At 66.2% G+C, this 22,469-nt stretch carries 17 protein-coding genes; 7 read left to right on the plus strand and 10 right to left on the minus strand.

Annotated features, from left to right (window positions below; translation table 11 throughout):
* Positions 1 to 126: 126 nt before the first annotated feature.
* Entirely contained in the window at positions 127 to 717 is a 591-nt protein-coding gene (leuD, locus tag AC6BOR_RS07375; protein ID WP_498060528.1) for a 3-isopropylmalate dehydratase small subunit, read from the minus strand.
* A gap of 115 nt (positions 718 to 832) precedes the next feature.
* On the opposite strand from leuD, the gene polA reads away from it, so the two are divergent.
* Complete coding sequence (gene polA / locus AC6BOR_RS07380) at positions 833 to 3,589, plus strand: DNA polymerase I (RefSeq protein WP_498060529.1); 2,757 nt, start codon at positions 833 to 835, stop codon at positions 3,587 to 3,589.
* Positions 3,590 to 3,718: 129 nt separating this feature from the next.
* On the opposite strand, the gene AC6BOR_RS07385 is transcribed toward polA, so the two are convergent.
* Entirely contained in the window at positions 3,719 to 4,573 is an 855-nt protein-coding gene (locus tag AC6BOR_RS07385) for an alpha/beta fold hydrolase (RefSeq protein WP_498060530.1), read from the minus strand.
* Entirely contained in the window at positions 4,570 to 5,496 is a 927-nt protein-coding gene (locus tag AC6BOR_RS07390) for an SMP-30/gluconolactonase/LRE family protein (protein ID WP_498060531.1), read from the minus strand. Before AC6BOR_RS07390 ends, AC6BOR_RS07385 begins: the two co-directional genes overlap by 4 nt.
* A gap of 116 nt (positions 5,497 to 5,612) precedes the next feature.
* On the opposite strand from AC6BOR_RS07390, the gene AC6BOR_RS07395 reads away from it, so the two are divergent.
* Positions 5,613 to 7,205 (plus strand): ATP-binding protein, encoded by a 1,593-nt coding sequence (locus AC6BOR_RS07395; RefSeq protein WP_498060532.1) that lies wholly within the window; start codon positions 5,613 to 5,615, stop codon positions 7,203 to 7,205.
* 338 nt (positions 7,206 to 7,543) lie between these two features.
* On the opposite strand, the gene AC6BOR_RS07400 is transcribed toward AC6BOR_RS07395, so the two are convergent.
* Positions 7,544 to 9,136, minus strand: coding sequence for an isocitrate lyase (locus tag AC6BOR_RS07400; RefSeq protein WP_498060533.1), 1,593 nt, complete (start codon positions 9,134 to 9,136; stop codon positions 7,544 to 7,546).
* 181 nt (positions 9,137 to 9,317) lie between these two features.
* Between AC6BOR_RS07400 and AC6BOR_RS07405 the strand changes: the two genes are divergently transcribed.
* From AC6BOR_RS07405 to AC6BOR_RS07415, 3 genes are all read left to right on the plus strand, one after another.
* Positions 9,318 to 10,715: a helix-turn-helix domain-containing protein gene (locus AC6BOR_RS07405; protein ID WP_498060534.1), complete on the plus strand. Its 1,398-nt coding sequence runs from the start codon at positions 9,318 to 9,320 to the stop codon at positions 10,713 to 10,715.
* Positions 10,716 to 10,725: 10 nt separating this feature from the next.
* Entirely contained in the window at positions 10,726 to 12,339 is a 1,614-nt protein-coding gene (gene aceB, locus AC6BOR_RS07410; protein WP_498060535.1) for a malate synthase A, read from the plus strand.
* Positions 12,340 to 12,609: 270 nt separating this feature from the next.
* Positions 12,610 to 13,239 (plus strand): HAD-IA family hydrolase, encoded by a 630-nt coding sequence (locus AC6BOR_RS07415; protein ID WP_498060536.1) that lies wholly within the window; start codon positions 12,610 to 12,612, stop codon positions 13,237 to 13,239.
* Here the strand turns inward: AC6BOR_RS07415 and AC6BOR_RS07420 are convergent.
* The 5 genes from AC6BOR_RS07420 to AC6BOR_RS07440 all read right to left on the minus strand — a co-directional run bounded on the left by AC6BOR_RS07420 (position 13,220) and on the right by AC6BOR_RS07440 (position 18,624).
* Entirely contained in the window at positions 13,220 to 13,573 is a 354-nt protein-coding gene (locus AC6BOR_RS07420) for a VOC family protein (protein WP_086116193.1), read from the minus strand. The two genes, AC6BOR_RS07415 and AC6BOR_RS07420, sit on opposite strands and share 20 nt — an antisense overlap.
* 59 nt (positions 13,574 to 13,632) lie before the next feature.
* Complete coding sequence (gene ftsH, locus AC6BOR_RS07425) at positions 13,633 to 15,579, minus strand: ATP-dependent zinc metalloprotease FtsH (protein ID WP_498060537.1); 1,947 nt, start codon at positions 15,577 to 15,579, stop codon at positions 13,633 to 13,635.
* 131 nt (positions 15,580 to 15,710) lie between these two features.
* Positions 15,711 to 16,709, minus strand: coding sequence for a tRNA lysidine(34) synthetase TilS (gene tilS / locus AC6BOR_RS07430; protein WP_498060538.1), 999 nt, complete (start codon positions 16,707 to 16,709; stop codon positions 15,711 to 15,713).
* Positions 16,697 to 17,608 carry a tol-pal system YbgF family protein gene (locus AC6BOR_RS07435; RefSeq protein WP_498060539.1) on the minus strand — a complete coding sequence of 304 codons (912 nt, stop codon included), beginning with the start codon at positions 17,606 to 17,608 and terminating at the stop codon, positions 16,697 to 16,699. Before AC6BOR_RS07435 ends, tilS begins: the two co-directional genes overlap by 13 nt.
* A gap of 5 nt (positions 17,609 to 17,613) precedes the next feature.
* On the minus strand, positions 17,614 to 18,624 hold the full coding sequence (locus AC6BOR_RS07440) for a helix-turn-helix domain-containing protein (RefSeq protein ID WP_498060540.1): 1,011 nt from the start codon (positions 18,622 to 18,624) through the stop codon (positions 17,614 to 17,616).
* A gap of 202 nt (positions 18,625 to 18,826) precedes the next feature.
* Between AC6BOR_RS07440 and typA the strand changes: the two genes are divergently transcribed.
* Both typA and folE read left to right on the plus strand, forming a co-directional pair.
* Positions 18,827 to 20,647 carry a translational GTPase TypA gene (typA, locus tag AC6BOR_RS07445; protein ID WP_498060541.1) on the plus strand — a complete coding sequence of 607 codons (1,821 nt, stop codon included), beginning with the start codon at positions 18,827 to 18,829 and terminating at the stop codon, positions 20,645 to 20,647.
* Positions 20,648 to 20,857: 210 nt separating this feature from the next.
* On the plus strand, positions 20,858 to 21,451 hold the full coding sequence (folE, locus tag AC6BOR_RS07450) for a GTP cyclohydrolase I FolE (RefSeq protein WP_086116192.1): 594 nt from the start codon (positions 20,858 to 20,860) through the stop codon (positions 21,449 to 21,451).
* A gap of 6 nt (positions 21,452 to 21,457) precedes the next feature.
* Here folE and AC6BOR_RS07455 read toward each other — a convergent pair whose 3' ends face one another.
* Positions 21,458 to 22,330 (minus strand): PEPxxWA-CTERM sorting domain-containing protein, encoded by an 873-nt coding sequence (locus AC6BOR_RS07455; protein ID WP_498060542.1) that lies wholly within the window; start codon positions 22,328 to 22,330, stop codon positions 21,458 to 21,460.
* Positions 22,331 to 22,469 lie beyond the last annotated feature (139 nt).

Raw genomic sequence — 22,469 nt, forward strand, 5'->3', positions numbered from 1 at the left:
CAGACCCGAGTTCATTCGCGCAACAGCCCAAATCCGCTCATGCCGAGCTTGTCGAGGCACGCACCGCGCTTGGTCGATGCCTCGACAAGCTCGGTATGAGCGGGGATGACAAGGCTGCGACGGTGATCAGCCGGCCGCGCCGGCGATCCACGGCCGCTCGGCTGCCAGCCGGGCTTCGTGGGCGGCAATCGCGTTGCCCATGCCCATCGTCAGGCCGATCTCGTCCAACCCGTTCACCAGGCAATGCTTGCGGAACGGGTCCATCGGGAATTCGAACCGGTCCTGAAACGGCGTCGTCACCACCTGGTTTTCCAGATCGATGGTGATCGGCTGGCCTTCGCGGGCCACCTCCAGCAGCCGGTCCACCGCCGCCTGCGGCAGCGTCACCAGCAACAGCCCGTTCTTGAAGGCGTTGCCAGCAAAGATATCGGCAAAGCCCGGCGAGATCACCACGCGGATGCCCAGATCGGCCAGCGCCCAGGGCGCATGCTCGCGGCTGGAACCGCAACCGAAATTGTGCCCGGCGATCAGGATCGGCGCGCCGGCGTTCTGGTCGAACACATTGTCCGGATGTTCACGCAGCGCCGCAAATGCGCCCTTGCCCAGCCCGGCGCGGGTGATGGTTTTCAGATAACGCGCCGGAATGATCACATCGGTGTCGATGTTGGCAGCGCCAAACGGAATCGCCTGGCCGGACAGGGTAGTGAAGGCTTGCATGACGAAACGCCTTTGCATGGCCAGCCCCGCCGAGGCAATTCTTAGTTGTTGCCGGCGTTCAAGTCCGCCGGCAATGCCCGCTTTCACGTCGCGACGGACAAGCCTAAAAGAACCCATGGCCCAGCATCTCTACCTCGTCGACGGCAGCAGCTTCATCTTCCGCGCCTATCACCGGCTGCCGCCCTTGACCGATCCCAACGGCACGCCGGTCGGTGCCGTCTATGGCTTCACCGCCATGCTGTGGAAGCTGATCGCCGAACTCAACAAGGCCGAAGCCCCGACCCATCTGGCCGTCGTGCTCGATGCCGGCAGCCACACCTTCCGCAATGATATGTATGATCAGTACAAGGCCAACCGCCCGCCGGCGCCGGAAGATCTGATCCCGCAATTCCCGCTGATCCGTGATGCGGTTCGCGCCTTTTCGGTGCCCTGTTTCGAGCAGAAGGGCGTGGAGGCGGACGATATCATCGCCAGCTATGCGCTGGCCGCCCGCGCCGCCGGCATGAATGTCACCATCGTTTCGTCCGACAAGGATCTGATGCAGCTGGTGGCCCCCGGCATCAATCTGCTCGACACGATGAAGAACCAGGTGATCGACCGGGCCGAGGTGATCGAGAAGTTCGGCGTGCCGCCCGAACAGGTGGGCGAGGTGCTGGCCCTGATGGGCGACACCGCCGACAATATCCCCGGCGTGAAGGGCGTGGGGCCGAAGACCGCCGCCGATCTGATCCGCGATTATGGCAGCGTCGAAGGCGTGATCGCCAATATCGAGGCAATCAAGAAGCCCAAGCTGAAGGAGACGCTCGCCGCATCGGTGGAGATGGCGCGCCTGAGCCGCGAGCTGGTGCGGTTGAAGGATGACCTGCCGCTGCCCGCCCCATTGGACGAACTGACCCTGAAGGAGCCGCCGCACGAACCGCTGGCCGCCTTCCTGAAAAAGCACGGCTTTCGCGCCATGCTGGCCAAGCTGGGCAGCACCGGGTCCAGCGGCCCGGCGCCCGACACGCACCGGCCGTCGACTGCCGCCGTGCCGGATGATGATGTGGCCTTCACCCACGCCGATTATGAATGCGTGACCAGCATGGACCGGCTGGACTGGTGGCTGGCGCAATGCGCGGGCACGGGTGCCTTTGCCATCGACACCGAAACCACCAGCACCGATCAGATGCGCGCCGATCTCGTCGGCATCAGCCTGGCCTTTGCCCCGGGCAAGGCCTGTTACATCCCGGTGGCCCACGGCACCGGCGACGGCATGTTTGCAGAGCGCCCGCCCCAGCTGGGAATCGCGGATGTGATCGCGCGGCTGAACCCGCTCCTTGCCGATCCGTCGCTGCTCAAGATCGGGCATAATCTCAAATATGATCTGATCGTGCTCAGGCGCCACGGTGTGCCGGTGTTGGCCCCCTATGACGACACGATGCTGTTGAGCTACGCGCTCGATGCCGGGCGCTGGAATCATGGCATGGATGATCTGTCGTCCCGCCACCTCGGCCACACGCCGATTGCCTACAAGGATGTCGCCAAGGGGCTGAAAAGCTTTGCCGAAGTCGATCTCAGGAAGGCGACCGACTATGCCGCCGAGGATGCCGATGTGACGCTGCGGCTGTGGCAGGGCTTCCGCCGCCGGCTGTGGAAGGAGCAGGTGACCCAAATCCACGAGACCGTGGACCGGCCGCTGCTGCCGGTGATCGCGCAGATGGAAATGGCCGGCATCAAGGTGGACCGCAGCGAACTTGCCCGCCTGTCTGCCCTCTATGAGGCCGAGATCAACCGACTGGAAGGCGAGATCCACGAACTGGCCGGCGGGCCGTTCACCATCGGCAGCCCCAAGCAGCTGGGCGAGATCCTGTTCGACAAGCTTGGCTACAAGGGCGGCAAGAAGGGCAAGACCGGGGCCTGGACGACCGACGCCAGCGAACTGGAACGGCTGGCGGAAGAGGGCGCGCCGATTGCCCAGCGCGTGCTCGACTGGCGACAGCATTCAAAGCTGAAATCCACCTACACCGATGCGCTGCAGGCGCAGATCAACCCGCAGACCGACCGGGTGCACACCAATTTCCACCTCGCCGCCACCTCCACCGGGCGGCTCTCGTCCAACGACCCCAATCTGCAGAATATCCCGATCCGAACCGAACTGGGCCGGCGTATCCGCCATGCCTTTGTGGCGGCGCCGGGCAACGTGATCATGGCGGCCGACTATAACCAGATCGAATTGCGGCTGGTCGCCCATATCGCCGATGTGCCGGAATTGAAGGCCGTCTACGCCGCTGGGGAAGATGTCCACGCGCTCACCGCCCGCGAGGTGTTCGGCCATGTCGACCGCGACACGCGGGCGCGGGCCAAGACGATCAACTTCTCCATCATCTACGGCATTTCTGCCTTTGGCTTGGCGCAGCGGCTGGGCATCGATCGCGGCGAGGCCGCCCGGTACATCGAGCTCTATTTCAGCCGCTTCCCCGGCATCCGCAACTACATGGCCGAAACCATCGCCTTCGCGAAGGACGCCGGCTTCGTGACCACCCTGTTCGGCCGCAAATGCCACGCGCCGCTGATCACGTCGAAAAACCAGGGCGAACGCGCCTTTGCCGAACGCGCCGTCGTCAACGCCCGCGTGCAGGGCACAGCGGCCGACATCATCAAGCGCGCCATGGTGCAGATGCCCGCCGCGCTCGCCGCCGCCGGCCTGTCGGGCACGAAGATGCTGCTGCAGGTGCACGACGAACTGGTGTTCGAAGTGCCGGAGGCCGAGGCGGAAGCGGCCAAGCCGGTGATCCGCACCGTGATGGAAAACGCCCACCGCCCGCTGGTGGACCTCTCCGTGCCGCTTGGCGTGGAGATTGGCCAAGGCGTGTCGTGGGGGGATGCGCACTGAGATCAAAGCGGCTGCGCCGCACCCTCCCCCGGCCCCTCCCTTTGCAAGGGAGGGGAGACATGTGGCGCTTCTTCTCCCCTCCCTGTTTGCAGGGAGAGGTTGGGGGAGGGTGCGTGGGACTCGCTCTCGCTACCCGGACACCAGTCCCTTGCCCCCCATCCACGCCAGCATTGCCGCATTCACCGGCCCTGGCGCTTCCTGCTGCACCCAGTGCGACACGCCCGGAAAGCGCACCAGCGTGAAGTCGCGCGCATGCGGGGCATAGCCCTCGGTCAGCTTCACATCGAGGGCCGTGTCCTCCTCTCCCCACAGCATGAGGGTCGGAACTTCAATGGGCGCACTCGTCTCGTCGAGAATGCCCAGATTGGCACGGTAGTAATTGATCATTGCCGTCAGCGCGCCGGGGATCAGGGCATTCTGGCGATAATGGTCCAGCACGTCGAGCGGGAAGGCGCTCTTGTCCACCGCCATGTTCCGGAAGGCGTTGGCGATGCCCTCCGCCCGGCGCTGCCGCAGCAGAAATTCCGGCAGCCAGGGGATCTGGAAGAAGGCGACATACCAGCTCTTCAGCCGCTGCGGCCAATGGTGGCGGATCAGGTCGCGAAACACCGTGGGGTGCGGCACGTTCATGATGATCAGGCCATCCAGCGGCACCGCCCGCCGCATCGCCACCACCCAGGCGATCACCGCGCCCCAGTCATGCGCCACCAGCAAACGCCGCCGGGCACCAGCCGCGTCAAACATCCCCACCACATCATCAACGAGATGATCGATGTGATAGGCGGTTTTCCCGACCGGCCGGCTCGACCCGCCATAGCCGCGCAAGTCCGGCGCCACCGCCCGCCAGCCGGCATCGGCCAGCACCGGCAACTGGTGCCGCCAGGAAAAGCGCGATTCCGGAAAGCCGTGCAGACACAGCGCCACGTCTGGCCCGTCACCGGCGACATCGCAGGCGAAGTCCAGCCCGTTGGCCTTCAGGATCATGCGTTGAAGTGGAGTTTGAGGCCCGGCCGCGGCCAGCGGCACTTGGCCAGCTTGCCGGTGGTGGACAGGCACACCCAGGCATCCATCATGTCATCGCCGCCAAAGCAGATGTTGGTGGTCAAGAGATCGGGGAAGGCAAAGAATTCCTGCGCGCCCGTCACCGGATCGATGCTGGTCACGCCCGCATTCTCGATCAGTGTCGCCTGCGCGATATTGCCATCCGCCTCGATGGCGAGCGAATCGAGATAGGTCTTGTTGGCCCAGGTGGTCACAAACCGCCCCGGCACCGCCGGCAGCGCTTCCGGCGCCAGCACGCCCGGCGCAACAATGTCAAACGCCAGCACCACGCGCCGGCTGGTGGAAGCGGCGTAAACCGTCTTGCCATCGGGGCTCAGCCCCACCCCGTTCAGATCGGGCCCATGGATCAACCGGGTGATCTTCGACCCATCGGGCAGGGCGTAAAACAGCCCGCCGGCATCGGTGTGATGATCGAAATGCTTGCCCAGATCGGTGAAATAGAAACCGCCATGGGCATCGAACACGATGTCGTTCGGGCCCGACAGCCTGTGGCCATCGCAACTGTCATACAGGCGGGTCACCGCGCCGGTGGCGATATCGATCCGCTCGATCCGGCCGGTGGTATAATCCTTTGCGGCATTCCCCGGCAGCAGGATGCCGTCCTGCTCATACCAGTCAAAACCGCCGTTGTTGCACACGTAAAGCGCGCCATCCGGCCCCACCGCCATGCCGTTGGGCCCGCCGCCCGGCTCGGCCACGGTCTCCTTGCGGCCATCGGGGTGGATGCGGGTGATGCGGCCCGGGCGGATTTCCACCACCAGCACGCTGCCATCGGCCATCGCCACCGGCCCTTCCGGAAAGCCGAGCCCGTCGGCCACGATCTCGTGCGGATAAAATCCCGTCATGCTGCATCCTCCCCTGATGTTTTGCCCATGGTGGCGCGTCGGGCAGCCTCACGCAATCACGGCAATTGAACAGGGCTGGCCGGCATGCCAAATCTGCGCCCCAGGGAGGCACGCGCATGTTTTCAGACCGGATCATCGGCCAGGTCGTTGCCGTCAGCGCCGGCCAGATGCAGCTGGCGATCGACACCGCTGCCGCCGCCCGCCTGAAATCCGATGCCGATGCCGTGCTCGCCTCCACCGGCATGCTGGGCAGCCTGATCAAGGTGGAAAGCCAGGGCCTTTATGTCATCGGCACGCTGCGCGCCATTGAACAGCAGGGCGGCATCAGCATCGGCATGGTCGATCTGGTGGGTGAAGCCGATATCGGCGCCGATGGCCGCATCGGCAGCTTCCGCCGCGGTGTCGGCACCTATCCGCGCGCCGGCGACCCGGCCCTGCCCACCGACAGCATCGAAACCGCCCGGGTGTTTTCCGGCGACGAACGCCCGCACATCCAGGTCGGCATCGTCTATCCCACCGGCCAGGTGCGCGCCGCGCTCTATTATGATCTGTTCCTGTCCAAGAATTTCGCCATCGTCGGCTCCACCGGCACCGGCAAATCCACCGCCACCGCGCTGATCCTGCACCGCATCATCGAACAGGCGCCGGAAGGCCATGTCGTGATGATCGATCCGCACGGCGAATATGCCCGCGCCTTCGCCGATACCGGCATGGTCTATAATGTCGACAATCTCGAGCTGCCCTATTGGCTGCTGAACTTCGAGGAACATTGCGAGGTGCTGCTCACCAGCGAGGGCGCCGCCTATGAAACCGATCGCGACATCCTCGCCCGCTGCCTCCAGGTGGCGCGGTCCAAATCCATCCACGCCGCGCCGCAGCTCACCATCACCACCGATACGCCGATCCCCTATCTGCTCGCCGTGCTGATGGACACGCTGAACAGCGAGATGGGCAAGATTTCCGAAGGCCAGAACGCCACCAACTATCTGCGCATCAAGGGCAAGCTGGAACAGATCATGCGCGATCCGCGCACCCAGTTCATGTTCGATCGCCGCTATTCCACCGACAATATGGCCGATTTCATCGGCCGCATCCTGCGCCTGCCGGTGGAAGGCCGCCCGATCTCGGTCATCGATCTGTCCGGTGTGCCCACCAGCGTCGTCAACGCCGTGGTGTCGGTCTTGAGCCGCATCGTCTTCGATTTCGCCGTCTGGTCGCGCACCGAACGCCGCCGCCCGGTGGTGCTGGTGTGCGAGGAAGCCCATCGCTACATCCCGTCGCGCACCATTTCCAAGCAGAGCCCGGTGCGCGACGTGCTGGAACGCATCGCCAAGGAAGGCCGCAAATATGGCGTCTCGCTGGGCCTCGTCACCCAGCGCCCATCCGATCTGGCCGAAGGCGCCCTGTCCCAATGCGGCACCATCGTCTCGCTGCGGCTGAACAACGAACGCGACCAGAATTTCGTCCGCAACGCCCTGCCCGAAGGCGGCCGCAGCCTGATCGAAGCCATCCCGGCCCTGCGCAACCGCGAATGCATCATCTCCGGCGAAGGCGTCGCCGCCCCGATCCGTGTCCGCCTCGACGAACTGGAAACCCACCGCCGCCCGGCCAGCGACGATCCGGTGTTCAGCCAGCTGTGGGTGAAGACCGGCGATGATGAGGAGATGCTGAAGCGGGTGATCACCCGCTGGCGGATGAATTCGCGCTGAGGCTGGACTGGTCCTCCCCAAACTCGTTTGGGGAGGTGGCGCGCGAAGCGCGACGGAGGGGCGGGAGGCTGGGCCCGCTCAAGATCCTCCCCCTCTGGGGGAGGTGCCCGAAGGGCGGAGGGGGCCGCGCCTGTGCCGCCGCGCTCTGGCCCTTGCGGCCGCAGCCGGCGGCAAAGCCGCCGAGTCTGCTGAAGGTGTAAAGGGAAATAAAAAAATAGGAGCGCGGCAGAGCCGCGCCGTCAGACGAGTCAAAAAGGGCGGCCTGAAGGCCGCCCTTTTCGCTCGCTGGCCGGGCTTGGTGCGAGTCCGAAAATAGCTCCGCTATTTTCTGGCCGCACTCAAGCCGCAAACTGGTTCATCGTGTTGTGCACGCCGCCAGCCTTCAGCGCCGCCTCGCCAGCGAAATATTCCTTGTGATCATCGCCAATGTCGGAACCCGACATGTTCTGATGCTTCACGCAGGCAATGCCCTGGCGGATTTCGGCGCGCTGCACATTCTTCACATAACCCAGCATGCCGGCATCGCCGAAATATTCCTTGGCCAGATTGTCGGTGGACAAGGCCGCGGTGTGATAGGTCGGCAGGGTGATCAGGTGGTGGAAGATGCCGGCGCGGGCGGCGGCATCGCGCTGGAAGGTGCGGATGCGCTCATCGGCTTCGGCGGCCAGTTCGCTGCCGTCATAATCCACGCTCATCAGCTTGGCGCGGTCATAGGCGCTCACGTCGCGGCCGTCCTTGGCCCAGGCATCATAAACCTGCTGGCGGAAGTTCAGCGTCCAGTTGAAGCTGGGCGAGTTGTTATAGACCAGCTTGGCGTGCGGCACGACCTCGCGGATGCGGTCCACCATGCCGGCGATCTGGCCGATGTGGGGCTTTTCCGTTTCGATCCACAACAGATCGGCGCCGTTCTGCAAGGAATTGATGCAATCCAGCACGCAGCGATCCTCACCGGAACCGGCGCGGAACTGGAACAGGTTCGACGGCAGCCGCTTCGGCCGCAGCAGCTTGCCGTTGCGCGAAATCACCACATCGCCATTGCCCACCTGGGACACGTCGATCTCGTCGCAATCCAGATAGGAGTTGTACTGGTCGCCAATGTCGCCCGGCTCGCGGCTATAGGCGATCTGCTTGGTCAGGCCGGCACCCAGGCTGTCGGTGCGGGCAACGATGATGCCGTCCTCCACGCCCAGCTCCAGGAAGGCGTAACGGATGGCGCGGATCTTCGCCAGGAAGTCCTCGTGCGGCACCGTCACCTTGCCGTCCTGGTGGCCGCACTGCTTCTCGTCCGACACCTGGTTCTCGATCTGCAGGGCGCAGGCGCCAGCCTCGATCATCTTCTTGGCGAGCAGATAGGTCGCCTCGGCATTGCCGAACCCGGCATCGATGTCGGCGATGATCGGCACGACATGGGTCTGGAAATTGTCGATCTGGTTCTGCACGGCCTGGGCCTTCACATTGTCGCCAGCGGCGCGGGCGGCATCCAGTTCGCGGAACAGGCCGCCCAGCTCGCGGGCATCGGCCTGGCGCAGGAAAGTGTACAGCTCCTCGATCAGGGCCGGCACGCTGGTCTTCTCGTGCATCGACTGGTCGGGCAGCGGGCCGAACTCGCTGCGCAGCGCCGCGACCATCCAGCCCGACAGATAGAGATAGCGACGCTCGGTCGAACCGAAATGCTTCTTGATCGAAATCAGCTTCTGCTGGCCGATGAAGCCGTGCCAGCAGCCCAGCGACTGCGTGTACTTGGCCGGATCGGCATCATAGGCGGCCATGTCGCGGCGCATGATCGCGGCGGTGTATTTGGCGATGTCCAGCCCGGTCTTGAAACGGTTCTGCAGGCGCATGCGCGCCACGCTTTCGGCGCTGATCGATTCCCAGCCGGCCTTGCCGGTGATGGCGGTGGCGGCGGCGTTGACTTCGCTCTGATAGCTCATGGCGGGGCTCCTCTCATTAATGTTGCAGCGCGAAGCTGCAGTAAATCTTGTCAACGCCCTGCGCCTGGGCTAGGGCCCGGTCAACAGATTCTGTCAAAGAATCGTGTGTAAATGTCCCGTTTTCGCCGCGAAGGCCTGTGAAGTTGTAAATCTTTTGACAGACCAAGCCGCCTCGTCCGCTGTGGCGCTGCCCGATAGCCTCGGCGGCGGGCGCAAGATCTTTGCCGGTGCGCGCATCCGTCGTCTGCGCAACCAACGCGGGCTCACCCAAACCCGCATGGCCGGCGATCTCGGCGTTTCTGTCAGCTATCTCAATCTGATCGAGCGGGATCAGCGGCCGCTGTCAGCCAGCTTCCTGCTCAAGCTGGCCGAACATTATGATCTCGATATCCGCAGCCTCACCGGCGGGGACGACGGCGGCCTTGTCGATGATTTGTCAAAACTCTTCACCGATCCGCGCCTGATCGGCATTGATGTGCCGAAATCCGAACTGCGCGATCTCGCTGCCCGTTCGCCGGCCATCGCCAACGCCCTGCTGCGCCTCGCCGCCGCCACGCCGGCCGTCGCGCCCGAACCGCCGCCGCCGGGGCCGCTCGCTGCTGTCGCCGCCATGCTGGATGCCGCCGGCAATTATTTCCACGGTCTCGATGAAGCCTGCGAGCGGCTGGCCGACGAGCTTCGGCTGTCCGGCGCCGATCTCAATGCCGCCGTCGTCGAACGGCTGCGCGCGCGCCATGCCATCACCGTGCGCGCCCTGCCGCTGGAGGTGCTGCCCAGCCATTTGCGCCGATTGGATCTCCACGCCCGCCAGCTGCAATTGTCGGAATCGCTGGATGCCGCCAGCCGCGGCTTTGCCGCCGCCGTGCAGCTGGTGCTGATCGAGCTGAAGGCCGAAATTGCCGCCGCCATCGCCGCCGCCGGCATCAGCGATCCACTGGCCAGCCGCGCCGCCACCGTGGCGCTGGGCAAATATGCCGCCGCCGCCACGCTGATGCCTTATGCCCGCTTCCTCAGCGCCTGCGAGGCGACGGGTTATGATGTGGAGCTGCTGCAGGCCCGCTTTGGCCGCGGCCTCGAACAAGTGGCGCACCGTCTCACCACGCTGCACCGCCCCGGCGCGCGCGGCGTGCCCTTCTTCTTCCTGCGGGTCGATCGCGCCGGCACCATCTCGAAACGCTTCGCGCCCGGCCCCTCACCCCTGCCGCTGGCGGGCGGCTGCGCGCTCTGGCATGTCTATCACGCCTTTGACCGGCCGGGCGAAATCCGCCGCCAGCTGGTTGAGCTGGAGGACGGCCAGCGCTTCCTCACGCTCGCCCGCACCGTGCGCACCGCCGCCATGCCCTGGGGCAGCGACCGGCCCAGCTTTGCCATCGGCATCGGCTGCGACATCGCCCATGCCCCTGCCCTGTCGTGGAGCGCCGGCATCGATCTGAACGGCCCGGCCGCCGCCATCGGCCCCGGCTGCCCCGCCTGCCACCGCGCCACCTGCCGCCAGCGCGGCCTGCCGCCCGCCAATGCCCACCTGGCTTTTGACGAACGCCAGCGCGGCCTCACACCGTTCCGTTTCACCGATGAATGAAAGGCCTGTCATGACCAGCAACCCCGCCCAGAGTCACCCGGAACTTGCCGGAGTCGAGATCAAGGGCGCCCTGCAGCCCGGTTACGACACGATCCTGACCAACGATGCGCTGGCCTTCGTCGCCCAGCTGCACCGCATGTACAATCCGACGCGCCTCGCCCTGCTGCGCGCCCGTGATCAGCGCCAGGCCTGGATCAACGCGGAAGGCTTCATCGGTTTTGCCCCCGAATATTCGTCCATCCGTGATGACCGCAGCTGGCAGGTGCGCCCCGCCCCGGCCGATCTGGCCGATCGCCGCGTCGAAATCACCGGGCCGTGCGACCGCAAGATGGTCATCAACGCGCTCAACAGCGGCGCCTTCTGCTTCATGGCCTGCCTCGAAGATGCCTCCGCCCCCACCTGGGACGTGATGGTGCAGGGCCAGATCAACCTGCGCGATGCGGTGGCCGGCACGATTTCCCTCGAAGACAAGGGCAAGAGCTACAAGCTCAACGACAAGACCGCCGTCCTCATCTGCCGCCCGCGCGGCTGGCATCTCGATGAAGCGCACATGGTCGTCGATGGCGAGCGTGTGGCTGGCGCCATCTTCGATTTCGGCCTCTATTTCTTCCACAATGCCAAGGCTTTGCTGGCCAGGGGCAGCGGCCCCTATTTCTATCTGCCCAAGCTGGAACATGCGCTGGAAGCCCGGCTGTGGAACAATATCTTCATCACCGCCCAGTCGATGCTGAATCTGCCGCTGGGCACCATCCGCGCCACCGTGCTGATCGAAACCTTGCCCGGCGCCTTCATGGCCGAAGAAATCCTCTATGAACTGCGCGACCACATCACCGCGCTGAACTGCGGCCGCTGGGATTATATCTTCAGCTATATCAAGACCTTCCAGAAGGATGGTTCCAAGCTGCTGCCCGACCGGGCGCAGGTGACCATGAAGGTCCCGTTCATGGCCGCCTATGCCGCCCATGTGGTGCGCGTCTGCCATCGCCGCGGGGCCCATGCCATGGGCGGCATGAGCGCCTTCATCCCGGTGAAGGACGATGAAGCCGCCAACCAGGCCGCCTTCGCCGCCGTGCGCGCCGACAAGGAGAGGGAAGCAACGCTGGGCCATGATGGCACCTGGGTCGCACACCCCGGCCTGGTCAGCGTGGCGCGCGAGGTGTTTGACCGGCTGATGCCCACCCCCAACCAGCTGCACGTCATCCCGCCCGGCGAAGCGACCTTTGACGATCTCGTCACCCCGCCCGAAGGCACCCGCACGCTGGCTGGCCTCACCAACAACATCAATGTCGGCATCGGCTATATCGCTGCGTGGCTGCGCGGCCAGGGCGCGGTGCCGCTGCACAATCTGATGGAAGATGCCGCCACCGCCGAAATCAGCCGCACCCAGCTGTGGCAATGGAAACAGGCCGGCGCCACGCTGGAGACGGGCGAAGTGGTCGATGCCGCCCTCATCACCCGCGTCACCGAAGAGCAGCTGGGCGTCTACAAGGCCCAGGTGGGGGACAATTTCTTCAGCGCCGGCAAATATACCGAAGCCGCCGAGCTGTTCCGCACCCTGGTGCTGGCCGACAAGCTGGAACCCTTCCTGACCAACCCGGCCTACGACTTCTACTTCGCGCGTTGACGACGGCCCACCCCTCTGGGCGTGGGCACTTTCGATCCTCCCCCTCTGGGGGAGGTGCCGAGCGCAGCGAGGCGGAGGGGGTGGCGCTGGGCCCGCGTTCCGGCGTGGAGTCACGCTGCCCAGCCCCCTCCGCCCTGCGGGCACCTCCCCCAGAGGGGGAGGATCTTTCCGCAGCCGTCCCCAGGCCGGCCCGCGGCCCCGCCTGTTCCAATCCCCAGCTGTCCCGCCCGGCGCCGCTGGGGCAGAGCAGGCGCACAAGGAGGCACCCACATGGTCAAGGCGGTGATTTTCGATTTCGGCGGGGTGATCACCTCCTCCCCGTTCGAGGCCTTTGCCCGTTATGAGGCGGCCAACGGCCTGCCGGCCGGCTTCATCCGCACCGTCAACGCCACCAATCCGGATCACAACGCCTGGGCCCTGCTGGAAAGGAACGAGATCGACACCGCAGCGTTCGACAGCCGCTTCCGTGCCGAGGCGCAGGCGCTGGGCCATGATGTGCCGGGCAGCCATGTGCTGCCGCTGCTGGCCGGCGATGTCCGCCCCGGCATGGTGGCTGCGCTCAAGGCCTGCAAGGCGGCGTTCAAGGTGGGCTGCATCACCAACAATGTCGCGAGCGAGCAGGATATCGGCTGGGGCCGCAGCGTGAAGGATATCCTGGCCCTGTTCGATTCCGTCATCGAAAGCAGCAAGGCCGGCGTGCGCAAGCCCGATCCGCGCATCTACCTGATGATGTGCGACGCGCTCGGCGTGTCACCGGCGGATTGCGTCTATCTCGATGATCTCGGCATCAACTGCAAGCCGGCTGCCGCACTGGGCATGCACGCCATCAAGGTGACCGGCGAAGCCCAGGCGCTGGTCGATCTCGCCGCCGCAACCGGGATCAGCCTTTCGGCTGGATGAGGGCAATGCGGTTGCCCTCGCTGTCCTCGAACTCGCCCACCCAGCCGGCCGGGCCAATATCCTTTTTCGGATACAGCACACGCCCGCCGGCCGCGACGGCGCGGGCCAGCACCGCATCCACATCCTCCACACGGAGATAGAGGATCGGGCCGGCCTTGCCCGGCACATAGACATCGCCCTTGACCAGCGCGCCTTCCGGCCCATCCGGGCCGTCAAACATGGCCATGGCATAGCCATCCACCGTGTCGTTGGTCAGCCGCCGGCCCAGCACCGCCGCATAGAAACGGCTGGCGCGGGCCAGATCGGTCACCGGAATTTCAAACCAGCCAATCATCGGTGGGGAAGCGGCCGCCACAGGTGCAGCCGCCAGCGCCAACGCAACCGCCAGCCACTTCACGCGCCAGCCGGCGCCTCACCCAGGCCGGTGCCACGCCGGCCGGCCTTCGGAATCGCCGCCCCCGAAGCCGACGGGCGCGCCACCGGCGTGGTGGTCGCACTGCCGCGATCGATGGTGCCGCCTTCCATCACCGTCTTGATCTCGTCGCCGGTCAGCGTCTCATATTCCAGCAGGGCGCCGGCAATGGCATGCAGCTGGTCGATATGGTCGTTGAGCACCTGCTTGGCGCGGTCATAACCGGCGTTGACGATGGTGCGCACCTCGCTGTCGATCAGCCGGGCGGTCTCCTCCGACATGTTCTGCGCCCGCGTCACGCTGTGGCCCAGGAACACCTCTTCCTGGTTCTCCACATATTTCAGCGGCCCCAGCTTGTCCGACATGCCCCACTGCGTCGCCATCGAACGGGCGAGATCGGTGGCATAGCTGATGTCCGACGAAGCGCCGGAGCTGACCTTGTCATAGCCGAAGATCAGCTCTTCGGCGACACGGCCGCCCATGGCCACCGCCAGGTTCGCATACATCTTGTCACGGTGATAGCTATACTGGTCACGCTCCGGCAGGCGCATCACCATGCCCAGCGCGCGGCCGCGCGGGATGATCGTGGCCTTGTGGATCGGGTCCGACGCCGGCTCGTGCAGCGAGACGAGCGCATGGCCGGCCTCGTGATAGGCGGTCATCTTCTTCTCGTCCTCGGTCATCGCCATCGTCTTGCGCTCAACGCCCATCAGCACCTTGTCCTTGGCGTCTTCAAATTCGCGCATCGACACCAGCCGCTTGCCGCGCCGCGCCGCCAGCAGCGCTGCCTCGTTCACCAGATTGGCCAGATCGGCCCCGGCAAAGCCCGGCGTGCCGCGCGCGATGGTGCGGGCGTTCACATCGGGGGCCAGCGGCACCTTCTTCATGTGCACCGAAAGGATCTTCTCGCGGCCTTCGATGTCCGGCCGGCCCACCACCACCTGCCGGTCAAACCGGCCGGGGCGCAGCAGGGCGGGATCGAGCACATCCGGGCGGTTGGTGGCGGCGATGATGATGATGCCCTCGTTGGCATCGAAACCGTCCATCTCCACCAGCAGCTGGTTCAGCGTCTGCTCGCGCTCGTCATTGCCGCCGCCCAGGCCGGCGCCACGGCTGCGGCCGACCGCGTCGATTTCATCGATGAAGATGATGCACGGCGCGCTCTTCTTGCCCTGTTCGAACATGTCGCGCACGCGGCTGGCACCCACGCCCACAAACATCTCGACGAAATCCGAACCGGAAATGGAGAAGAACGGCACATTGGCCTCGCCGGCAATGGCGCGGGCCAGCAGCGTCTTGCCGGTGCCCGGCGGGCCAACCAGCAGCGCGCCCTTCGGAATTTTGCCGCCCAGCCGGCTGAACCGGCTCGGGTCCTTCAGGAAATCGACAATCTCCTGCAGCTCCTCGCGCGCCTCGTCGATGCCGGCAACATCGTCAAACGTCACCCGGCCTTCCTTCTGCACCAGCATCTTGGCCCGGCTCTTGCCAAAGCCCATGGCGCCGCGGCCGGCGCCATTCTGCATCTGGCGCATCACGAAGATCCAGATGCCGATCATCAGGATGAACGGCAGCATGTTGAAGAACAATTGCGCCAGCAGCGAGCGGCTTTCCTCCGGCTTGGCGTCAAAGCGCACACCCTTCTGGCGCAGCCGCTCGATCAGCACATTGTCGCCGGGGTTGTAGGTCTTGAACTCCTCGTCGCTGCTGGTCTTGCCAACAATCTCGTCGCCCTTGATCTCCACCGATTTTACCGCGCCATCGTCAACGCGGGCGAGGAAATCCGAATAGGCGATCGTGCCCGCGCTGCTGCTGCTGCCCGAACCTTGCATCAGGTTCACCGCGACGGCGAGACCGATGAGGATGACCAGCCACAAGCCCAGATTGCGCATCCAGGGGCTGGGCGGTCGCTTGTTGGGGCCTTCAGACATGGGCAAGTTCCTGTGTTACGCGCGCCGGCCATGCACAAGAACGGCGCCTGTCACCAAAATAGGGCGGATTGGCCATGTTGCAATTGGCCTGTGCTGTTCTGCCCCGCCTCACATCGACATTATCGGCGTGTTCATGGCTTTTTTAGGGGCACCCGATGCGCCGGGGCCGCAATCACCTGCCAGCGCACGCCCTGGCCAGGCAACACGCGGCAGCGCACCCCCGCCAGCGTACCGGCCTGCCCGGCCCCGAGTCGCGCCGCCAGCCGCGCCACCGCGCCGCCCCGCGCCGGCGCCCCGCCAGATTGCGCCACCGCCCGCGCCAGCAGCCGCTGCACCAGGGCAGCCGGCAGGCCCGCCACATCAAGGATCAACGCCGGCCCCACCGCCTCCACCCGGCTGCGCCAGGCCAGATCGGCGGCCCAGGCCAGCGCCTCGGCCTCGGCCGCCAGATGCGCTGCTGCCGCCGCCAGCGCCGCCGCATCCAGCGCCGGCGTGGCGGCCAGCAGCGCCCGCACCGCCGTGCGATCATGGCGCGGATCATGGTTGGCCGGATCATCGACGCTCTGCCAGCCAGCCGCCGCCGTAATCGCACCCAGTTCGGCACGGCGCAGCGCCAACAGCGGCCGCACCAGCAGCACGCCGCCCAGATCGCGCCGCGCCCGGATGCCAGCGAGGCCATCGCCGCCGCTGGCGCGGTTCAGGCGCATCAACAGGGTTTCGGCCTGATCGTCGGCGTGATGCGCCGTCAGCAAAAGGCCATGGCCATGGGCGCGGCACCAATCGGCCATCAGGGCATAGCGGGCGGCGCGGGCAGCGGCCTGCACATTGGCGCGGATCGGCGGGCCGTCGCGGCGCAGGATCACATGGGGCAGGCCGCGCGCCGCGCATTGCGCCGCCACCCCGGCGGCTTCAGCGGCCGCAGCAGCGCGCAGGCCATGATCCACCGTCAACGCCGTGATGCGGCCGGGAAAGGCGGCGGCGGCCAGCGTGAGCAGCGCCAGGCTGTCGGGCCCGCCCGAAACCGCGATGGCCAGACGTTCATCGGGCCGCACCGGCCGGCCCAGTGCATGCGCGGTCAGCGCGGCGGCATCGGGCAGCGTCGAACCGGGTGCTGGCGTCAGGCCGGGCACTTGGCCTTGGTGCGTTGGCGGCCGGCATCGGCCTTCTGCGTGTCGGTCAGCTTGGCGCCATACACGCTGTCCAGCTCGCCCAGCACCTGGCAGGCATCCTTGGGCTTGGCCATGGCATTCAATGCGCCAGCCAGCCCGATCAGCGCGTCCGGCGCCGGCGCCGATCGCGGCGCCGTCTGATACACATCCAGGAACGCCTTTGCCGCCTGCGGCTGCTGATTGCGGGCGGCAAAGCTGCGGCCCAGCCAATATCTGGCCTGCGCGACACGCGGCGATTTCGGCCAATCGGCGATGAACTGGGTCATGGCGGCTTCAACGCCCGGCCAGTCCTTCGCCGTCACCTTGGGATAAGCACCAGCCCAGGCCGCATCGGCGGTCTTGGGCGCTGCGGCGGCTGCAGCCGGCTTGGCAGGCGTGGCCGTCGGCTTGCCCGGGGCGGGGCCGGCCGGGGCAGGCGCGGCAGCACCGACGGCGGGCGCGTCCGCAGCGGCATCGGCGGCCGGCTCGGGCGGCTTTTCCAGCGCGTTCAGGCGAAATTCGACATCGCCCTTCATGCGGCGCTGGGCGTCTTCCAGCGCCCGCAGCTTGTATTCGATGGCCTCGATCTGGCCGGTCAGGCCCTTCAGGCTGGCCTCCAGCCCTTCCACCCGTGCCGTCAGGTCAACGATCGGGCTTGTCGCCGGTGCGGCTTCGGGGGCCGGAGCCGGCGGCGGTGCTTCGGTGGGGGTTTCCGGCGCGAAAAAGCGATTGTCGCCGCCGGGAAACACCTTGCGCTGCACGGCGCGCATCTCGGCCTCCAGCTTGCCCACCCGCTTGTCCAGCTTGCCGACATCCACCGCCTGCGCCGCCAGCGGAACAGGCACGGCCAGGATCATCAGGGCAGGCAGGACGAAACGCACTTGGGTCAGGCTCCAGGATTGGCGGGTTGCGGCGGCGCAGCGGCCGGGCTGGCCGGCGCCGAGCCCTGATTTGCCGCCGCGGGCATTGCCGGCACCTGAACAAGCGCCCGGCGCGGGCGCAGCACGGGCGGAGCCGGCGGCGGCGCAGCCGGATCAAAGCGCGCCGCCAGCGCCGGCGCCGTCAGCACCACGCCATCAATCGTCTGGACCGGCCCGCCCAGCGGCGGCAGCTTCACGCCAGCAACGCTCACCTCGATCACCCCGGCCTTGCCGGCGCGCAGCACCAGGTCCGAACCGGCCGGGACCTCATAACGTTCCCCGGCGGCCAGCACGCCCATGAAGGCGCGGCGGCGGGTGGTGCGGTCATAAATCTTCAGCCACACATCCTCGCGCGCCAGCAACACCACCGGCCCGGCCGTGGGGATGGCCGGTGCTGCGGCAGGTGTGGCAGCCGGATCGGCCAGAGGTTCGGCCATATGCACCGCACCGCCATAGGACGGCGCAGCGGCAACCGGCGCAGGCGCAACTGGTGCAGGCGCCACATCTTCGGGGCTTGCCACCGGCGGCGGCGGTGGCGGCGCATCAAACACCCCGGCGCCATAGAGGCCCAGGCCAATCACCACAGCCGCCAGCAGGCCCAGGCTGCCCCAGGCCAGGCCGCGCGACGGCAACCGCGCCTCTTCAAGTGGCGGTGACACCGGCGCTGTCGGCACATGCGGCATCAGGCTGGTTTCGGCGCGGAACTGGGCCGCCACCGCTTCAGCATCCAGGCCGATGCTGCGGGCATAATTCTTCACAAAGCCCAGGGCGTAGGGCAGGGCCGGCAGGGCGCGATGATCATCGGCCTCGATCGCCATCAGATGGCGCAGCGGCACCCGGGTTTCGCGGGCAATATCGGCCAGTTCGCGGCCAGCGGCGGCGCGGGTTTCGGCCAGCAGGGCGCCCACGCTCATCGGTGGCCGTCGCAGCGGCGGCGTGTCTGGCACGGCAACACTGTCCTTGTCGTCCTCATCCATCGGCTGACCCTCACCGCCGGGCGTCAGCCTTGGCCCAGCAGCGCGGCCGGAGTCAACGTGTCATCAAGGATGTTGCAGGGTTTCATGCCGCATTGCAGCAGTGCATTCTTGCCCAATTCCCGGCCTTGCCCTATGGGCGCAGCCGATTCTGCCGGCGTGGTGCCGGTGACGCCCCCACCCGCTGTCCGGAACATTCCACATCATGACCACCCGCAACATCGCGATCATCGCGCACGTCGACCATGGCAAGACCACGCTGGTCGACCAGCTGTTCCGCCAGTCCGGCACCTTCCGCGACAACCAGCGCGTGGCCGAAAGGGCCATGGATTCCAACGATCTGGAAAAGGAACGCGGGATCACCATCCTGGCCAAGTGCACCAGCATCGAATGGAACGGCACCCGCATCAACATCGTCGACACGCCCGGCCACGCCGATTTCGGCGGTGAGGTGGAACGCATCCTGTCGATGGTCGATGGCGTGATTCTGCTGGTCGATGCCGCCGAAGGCCCGATGCCGCAAACCAAGTTCGTCTGCGGCAAGGCCCTGGCGCTCGGCCTGCGGCCGATTGTCGTCGTCAACAAGATCGACCGGCCCGATGCCCGCGCCTCCGAAGTGCTCGACGAAGTGTTCGATCTGTTCGTCACGCTCGACGCCAACGATGAACAGCTGGATTTCCCGGTGCTCTATGCCTCCGGCCGTGGCGGCTATGCCGGCCCCACCGATGATGTGCGCTCGGGCGATCTCACCCCGCTGTTCGAAAAGATCGTCGGCCATGTGCCGTCGCCGTCGGGCGATCCCGAAGCGCCGTTCCGCATGCTGGTGTCCCTGCTTGATCGCGACAATTTCCTTGGCCGCATCCTCACCGGCCGCGTGATGTCGGGCACGCTGAAGGTCAACAGCCAGATCCACGCGCTGAACCCCGACAACAATGTCGCCGAAGTCGGCCGCGCCTCGAAGATCTTCGCCTTCCGCGGCCTGGAACGCGTGCCGGTGGAGGAAGCCAAGGCGGGTGACATCATCGCGCTCGCCGGCCTGACCAAGGCCACGGTTGCGGACACCATCGCCGAGCAGAGCGTGACCGAAGCGCTGGCCGCCCAGCCGATCGATCCGCCCACCCTGTCGATGACCTTCAGCGTCAACGACAGCCCCTATGCCGGCAAGGATGGTAGCAAGGTCACCAGCCGCATGATTGCTGACCGGCTCGCCCGCGAAGCCGAAGGCAATGTCGCCATCCGCATCACCGAACTGCCTTCGAAGGATGCGTTCGAAGTCGCCGGCCGCGGCGAACTGCAGCTGGGCGTGCTCATCGAGACCATGCGCCGCGAAGGCTTTGAACTGTCGATCAGCCGCCCGCGCGTGATCTTCGACAAGGACGAAGCCGGCAACCGCACCGAGCCCTATGAAACCGTCGTCATCGACGTGGACGAGCAGTTCAGCGGAACGGTTGTCGAGAAGATGGCCCAGCGCAAGGCCGAGATGACCGACATGCGCCCGTCGGGCGGCGGCAAGACCCGCCTCACCTTCTCCGCCCCGTCGCGCGGCCTGATCGGCTATCATGGCGAATTCCTGTCCGACACGCGCGGCACCGGCATCATGAACCGGCTGTTCGAAAAATATGGCCCCTACAAGGGCCCGATTTCCGGCCGGTTGAACGGCGTCCTCATCTCCACCGACAATGGCGAGGCCGTGGCCTATGCGCTCGGCTATCTGCAGCCGCGCGGCACGCTGATGATCGCGCCGGGTGAGGCGGTGTATCAGGGCATGATCATCGGCGAGAATGCCCGCGAGGAAGACCTGGAGGTCAACCCGCTGAAATCGAAGCAGCTCACCAACTTCCGCGCCAGCGGCAAGGATGATGCCATCCAGCTGAGCCCGCCCAAGAAGCTCACCCTGGAACAGGCCATCGCCTATATCGACGAGGACGAGCTGGTGGAGGTGACGCCCAACCACATCCGCCTGCGCAAGATCCACCTCGATCCGCACGAGCGCAAGCGCGCCAGCCGCGCCCGCGCCGCCGGCTGATCAAAGCGCGGCCGGCTAACCGCTTCGTCACTTGGCATTTTCAGCTGCGGCGAGCAGGCGCGGCTGCGACAATGGCGCGATTGTCGGCACAGGCTTATCCGCCTAGGCCGCGCGCTCCCCTGTCTCATGTCCGGCCGCAGCGGGCCAGGCTGATGCCTCAAGCTGGAGTTTTCCCTCATGACCTCCGCCATTTATGACGATGATGCCCCGATGGACGCACCGGCGCCGGCCGATTTCGTCACCATCCCGCAGGCCGAAGCCGAAGAGGCGGTGCGCACGCTGATCCGCTGGACCGGCGATGATCCCACCCGCGAAGGCCTGCTCGACACGCCCAAGCGTGTCGCCAAGGCCTGGCGCGAATACACCAAGGGCTATGCCGAAGATCCCGGCCTGCACCTGTCGCGCACCTTCGCTGAGGTGGGCGGCTATGACGAGATCGTCATCCTGCGCGACATCCCGTTCCAGTCCCACTGCGAACATCACATGGCGCCCATCATCGGCAAGGGCCATATCGCCTATCTGCCGCGCGCCCGCGTGGTCGGCATTTCCAAGCTGGCGCGCGTGCTGCACGGCTATGCCCGCCGCCTGCAGGTGCAGGAACGGCTCACCGCCGAAGTCGCCGATTGCATCCAGACCCATCTCGATCCCGTTGGCGTCGCCGTGGTGATCGAGGCCACCCACGCCTGCATGTCGGCGCGCGGCGTGATGACTCCCGGCGTGGTGATGACCACCAGCCGCATGATGGGCGTGTTCCGCGACGAACCGAGCAGCCGTTCCGAAGTGCTGCGCCTGATGGGCAAATAAGGCCGCTCAGGCCGGCAGCGCCCGCCGCTGCCGGCGCAGCGCCGCACCCGCCAGGCCAAAGCCGGCCAGCATCATCGCCCAGCTGGCCGGTTCCGGCACAGCCCCGGCAAAACTGCCGGCATAATTGGCCCCGGTCGCCCCGGTCAGGCTGTAATTGGTCACCGGCGCGCCCATGCCGTCCAGCACCTGGCTCACCCCGCCCCACACCAGCGTGTGGGAATAATCGCAGGCGGCACTGGCGCTGTCGCCGGCCTGCAGCGTGGCGGTGTTGGTGCCGCAGAACAACTGCACCGTCACCTCCTGACCAACCAGCGAATCAAACGGGATGGAAAAATCAAAGGCGCCGATCAGCGGCCCGGAATAGCGCATGCCGTTCAGGCTGCCCGAGCCAGCAATGAAACCATTGTAATTGCTGCGGGTATAGGAAAAACTGAACACTGGATCGGGCAGGCTGGCCACGCGCACCAGGATTTCCACTGCAGCAAAGGAGAACACCCCGCTGCTGGGCAAGCCGGCGGAATCGGCCGTCAGCGTGCCATCGATCAACAGGCTGGCGGTGAAGCTGCCCGAACTGATGCCCGGCGTGTTCATCGTCAGCACATCGGTGAAGCTGGTGGTCACACCGATGCCTTCCGGCTGGTAGGTGCAGCATGCCCCCACCCCGGCTGGCGCGGTGGAGCCCGCCCCGGCCTTCAGCACGCCAGCCGCGGCCGATGCCGTATAACTGCTGGCCCCAAACACATCGGTGACCGTTTGCGGCCCGGCCAGCGTCTGGTCCACCGGCGTGCCGCCCTGGCCGGAGACATAGATTTTGGTGGTTACGGCCATCGCCGGCGTGGCGATCAGGCCCAGGGCGGCGGCCATGATGATGCTGCGCATGCTGTTTCCCCCCGAAACCGGCGCCCCTCCGGCGCCATGGTGCAGGCCTGCATCTTGCCGCCGCCGCTTCGCCGGTCAACGTCAATTGCCTTTGCCGGATTTGCCCCCCGCGGCCGGCCCCTGTATGAGCCGCCTGCAA

This window comes from Sandarakinorhabdus sp. FBCC-B8862 (assembly GCF_059745315.1).

Bases quoted from the DNA above. Each gene is read 5' to 3' on its own strand.
- leuD (WP_498060528.1), bottom strand. From the start codon at position 717: ATGCAAGCCTTCACTACCCTGTCCGGCCAGGCGATTCCGTTTGGCGCT.
- polA (WP_498060529.1), top strand. From the start codon at position 833: ATGGCCCAGCATCTCTACCTCGTCGACGGCAGCAGCTTCATCTTCCGC.
- AC6BOR_RS07385 (WP_498060530.1), bottom strand. From the start codon at position 4,573: ATGATCCTGAAGGCCAACGGGCTGGACTTCGCCTGCGATGTCGCCGGT.
- AC6BOR_RS07390 (WP_498060531.1), bottom strand. From the start codon at position 5,496: ATGACGGGATTTTATCCGCACGAGATCGTGGCCGACGGGCTCGGCTTT.
- AC6BOR_RS07395 (WP_498060532.1), top strand. From the start codon at position 5,613: ATGTTTTCAGACCGGATCATCGGCCAGGTCGTTGCCGTCAGCGCCGGC.
- AC6BOR_RS07400 (WP_498060533.1), bottom strand. From the start codon at position 9,136: ATGAGCTATCAGAGCGAAGTCAACGCCGCCGCCACCGCCATCACCGGC.
- aceB (WP_498060535.1), top strand. From the start codon at position 10,726: ATGACCAGCAACCCCGCCCAGAGTCACCCGGAACTTGCCGGAGTCGAG.
- AC6BOR_RS07415 (WP_498060536.1), top strand. From the start codon at position 12,610: ATGGTCAAGGCGGTGATTTTCGATTTCGGCGGGGTGATCACCTCCTCC.
- AC6BOR_RS07420 (WP_086116193.1), bottom strand. From the start codon at position 13,573: ATGATTGGCTGGTTTGAAATTCCGGTGACCGATCTGGCCCGCGCCAGC.
- ftsH (WP_498060537.1), bottom strand. From the start codon at position 15,579: ATGTCTGAAGGCCCCAACAAGCGACCGCCCAGCCCCTGGATGCGCAAT.
- AC6BOR_RS07440 (WP_498060540.1), bottom strand. From the start codon at position 18,624: ATGGATGAGGACGACAAGGACAGTGTTGCCGTGCCAGACACGCCGCCG.
- typA (WP_498060541.1), top strand. From the start codon at position 18,827: ATGACCACCCGCAACATCGCGATCATCGCGCACGTCGACCATGGCAAG.
- folE (WP_086116192.1), top strand. From the start codon at position 20,858: ATGGACGCACCGGCGCCGGCCGATTTCGTCACCATCCCGCAGGCCGAA.
- AC6BOR_RS07455 (WP_498060542.1), bottom strand. From the start codon at position 22,330: ATGCGCAGCATCATCATGGCCGCCGCCCTGGGCCTGATCGCCACGCCG.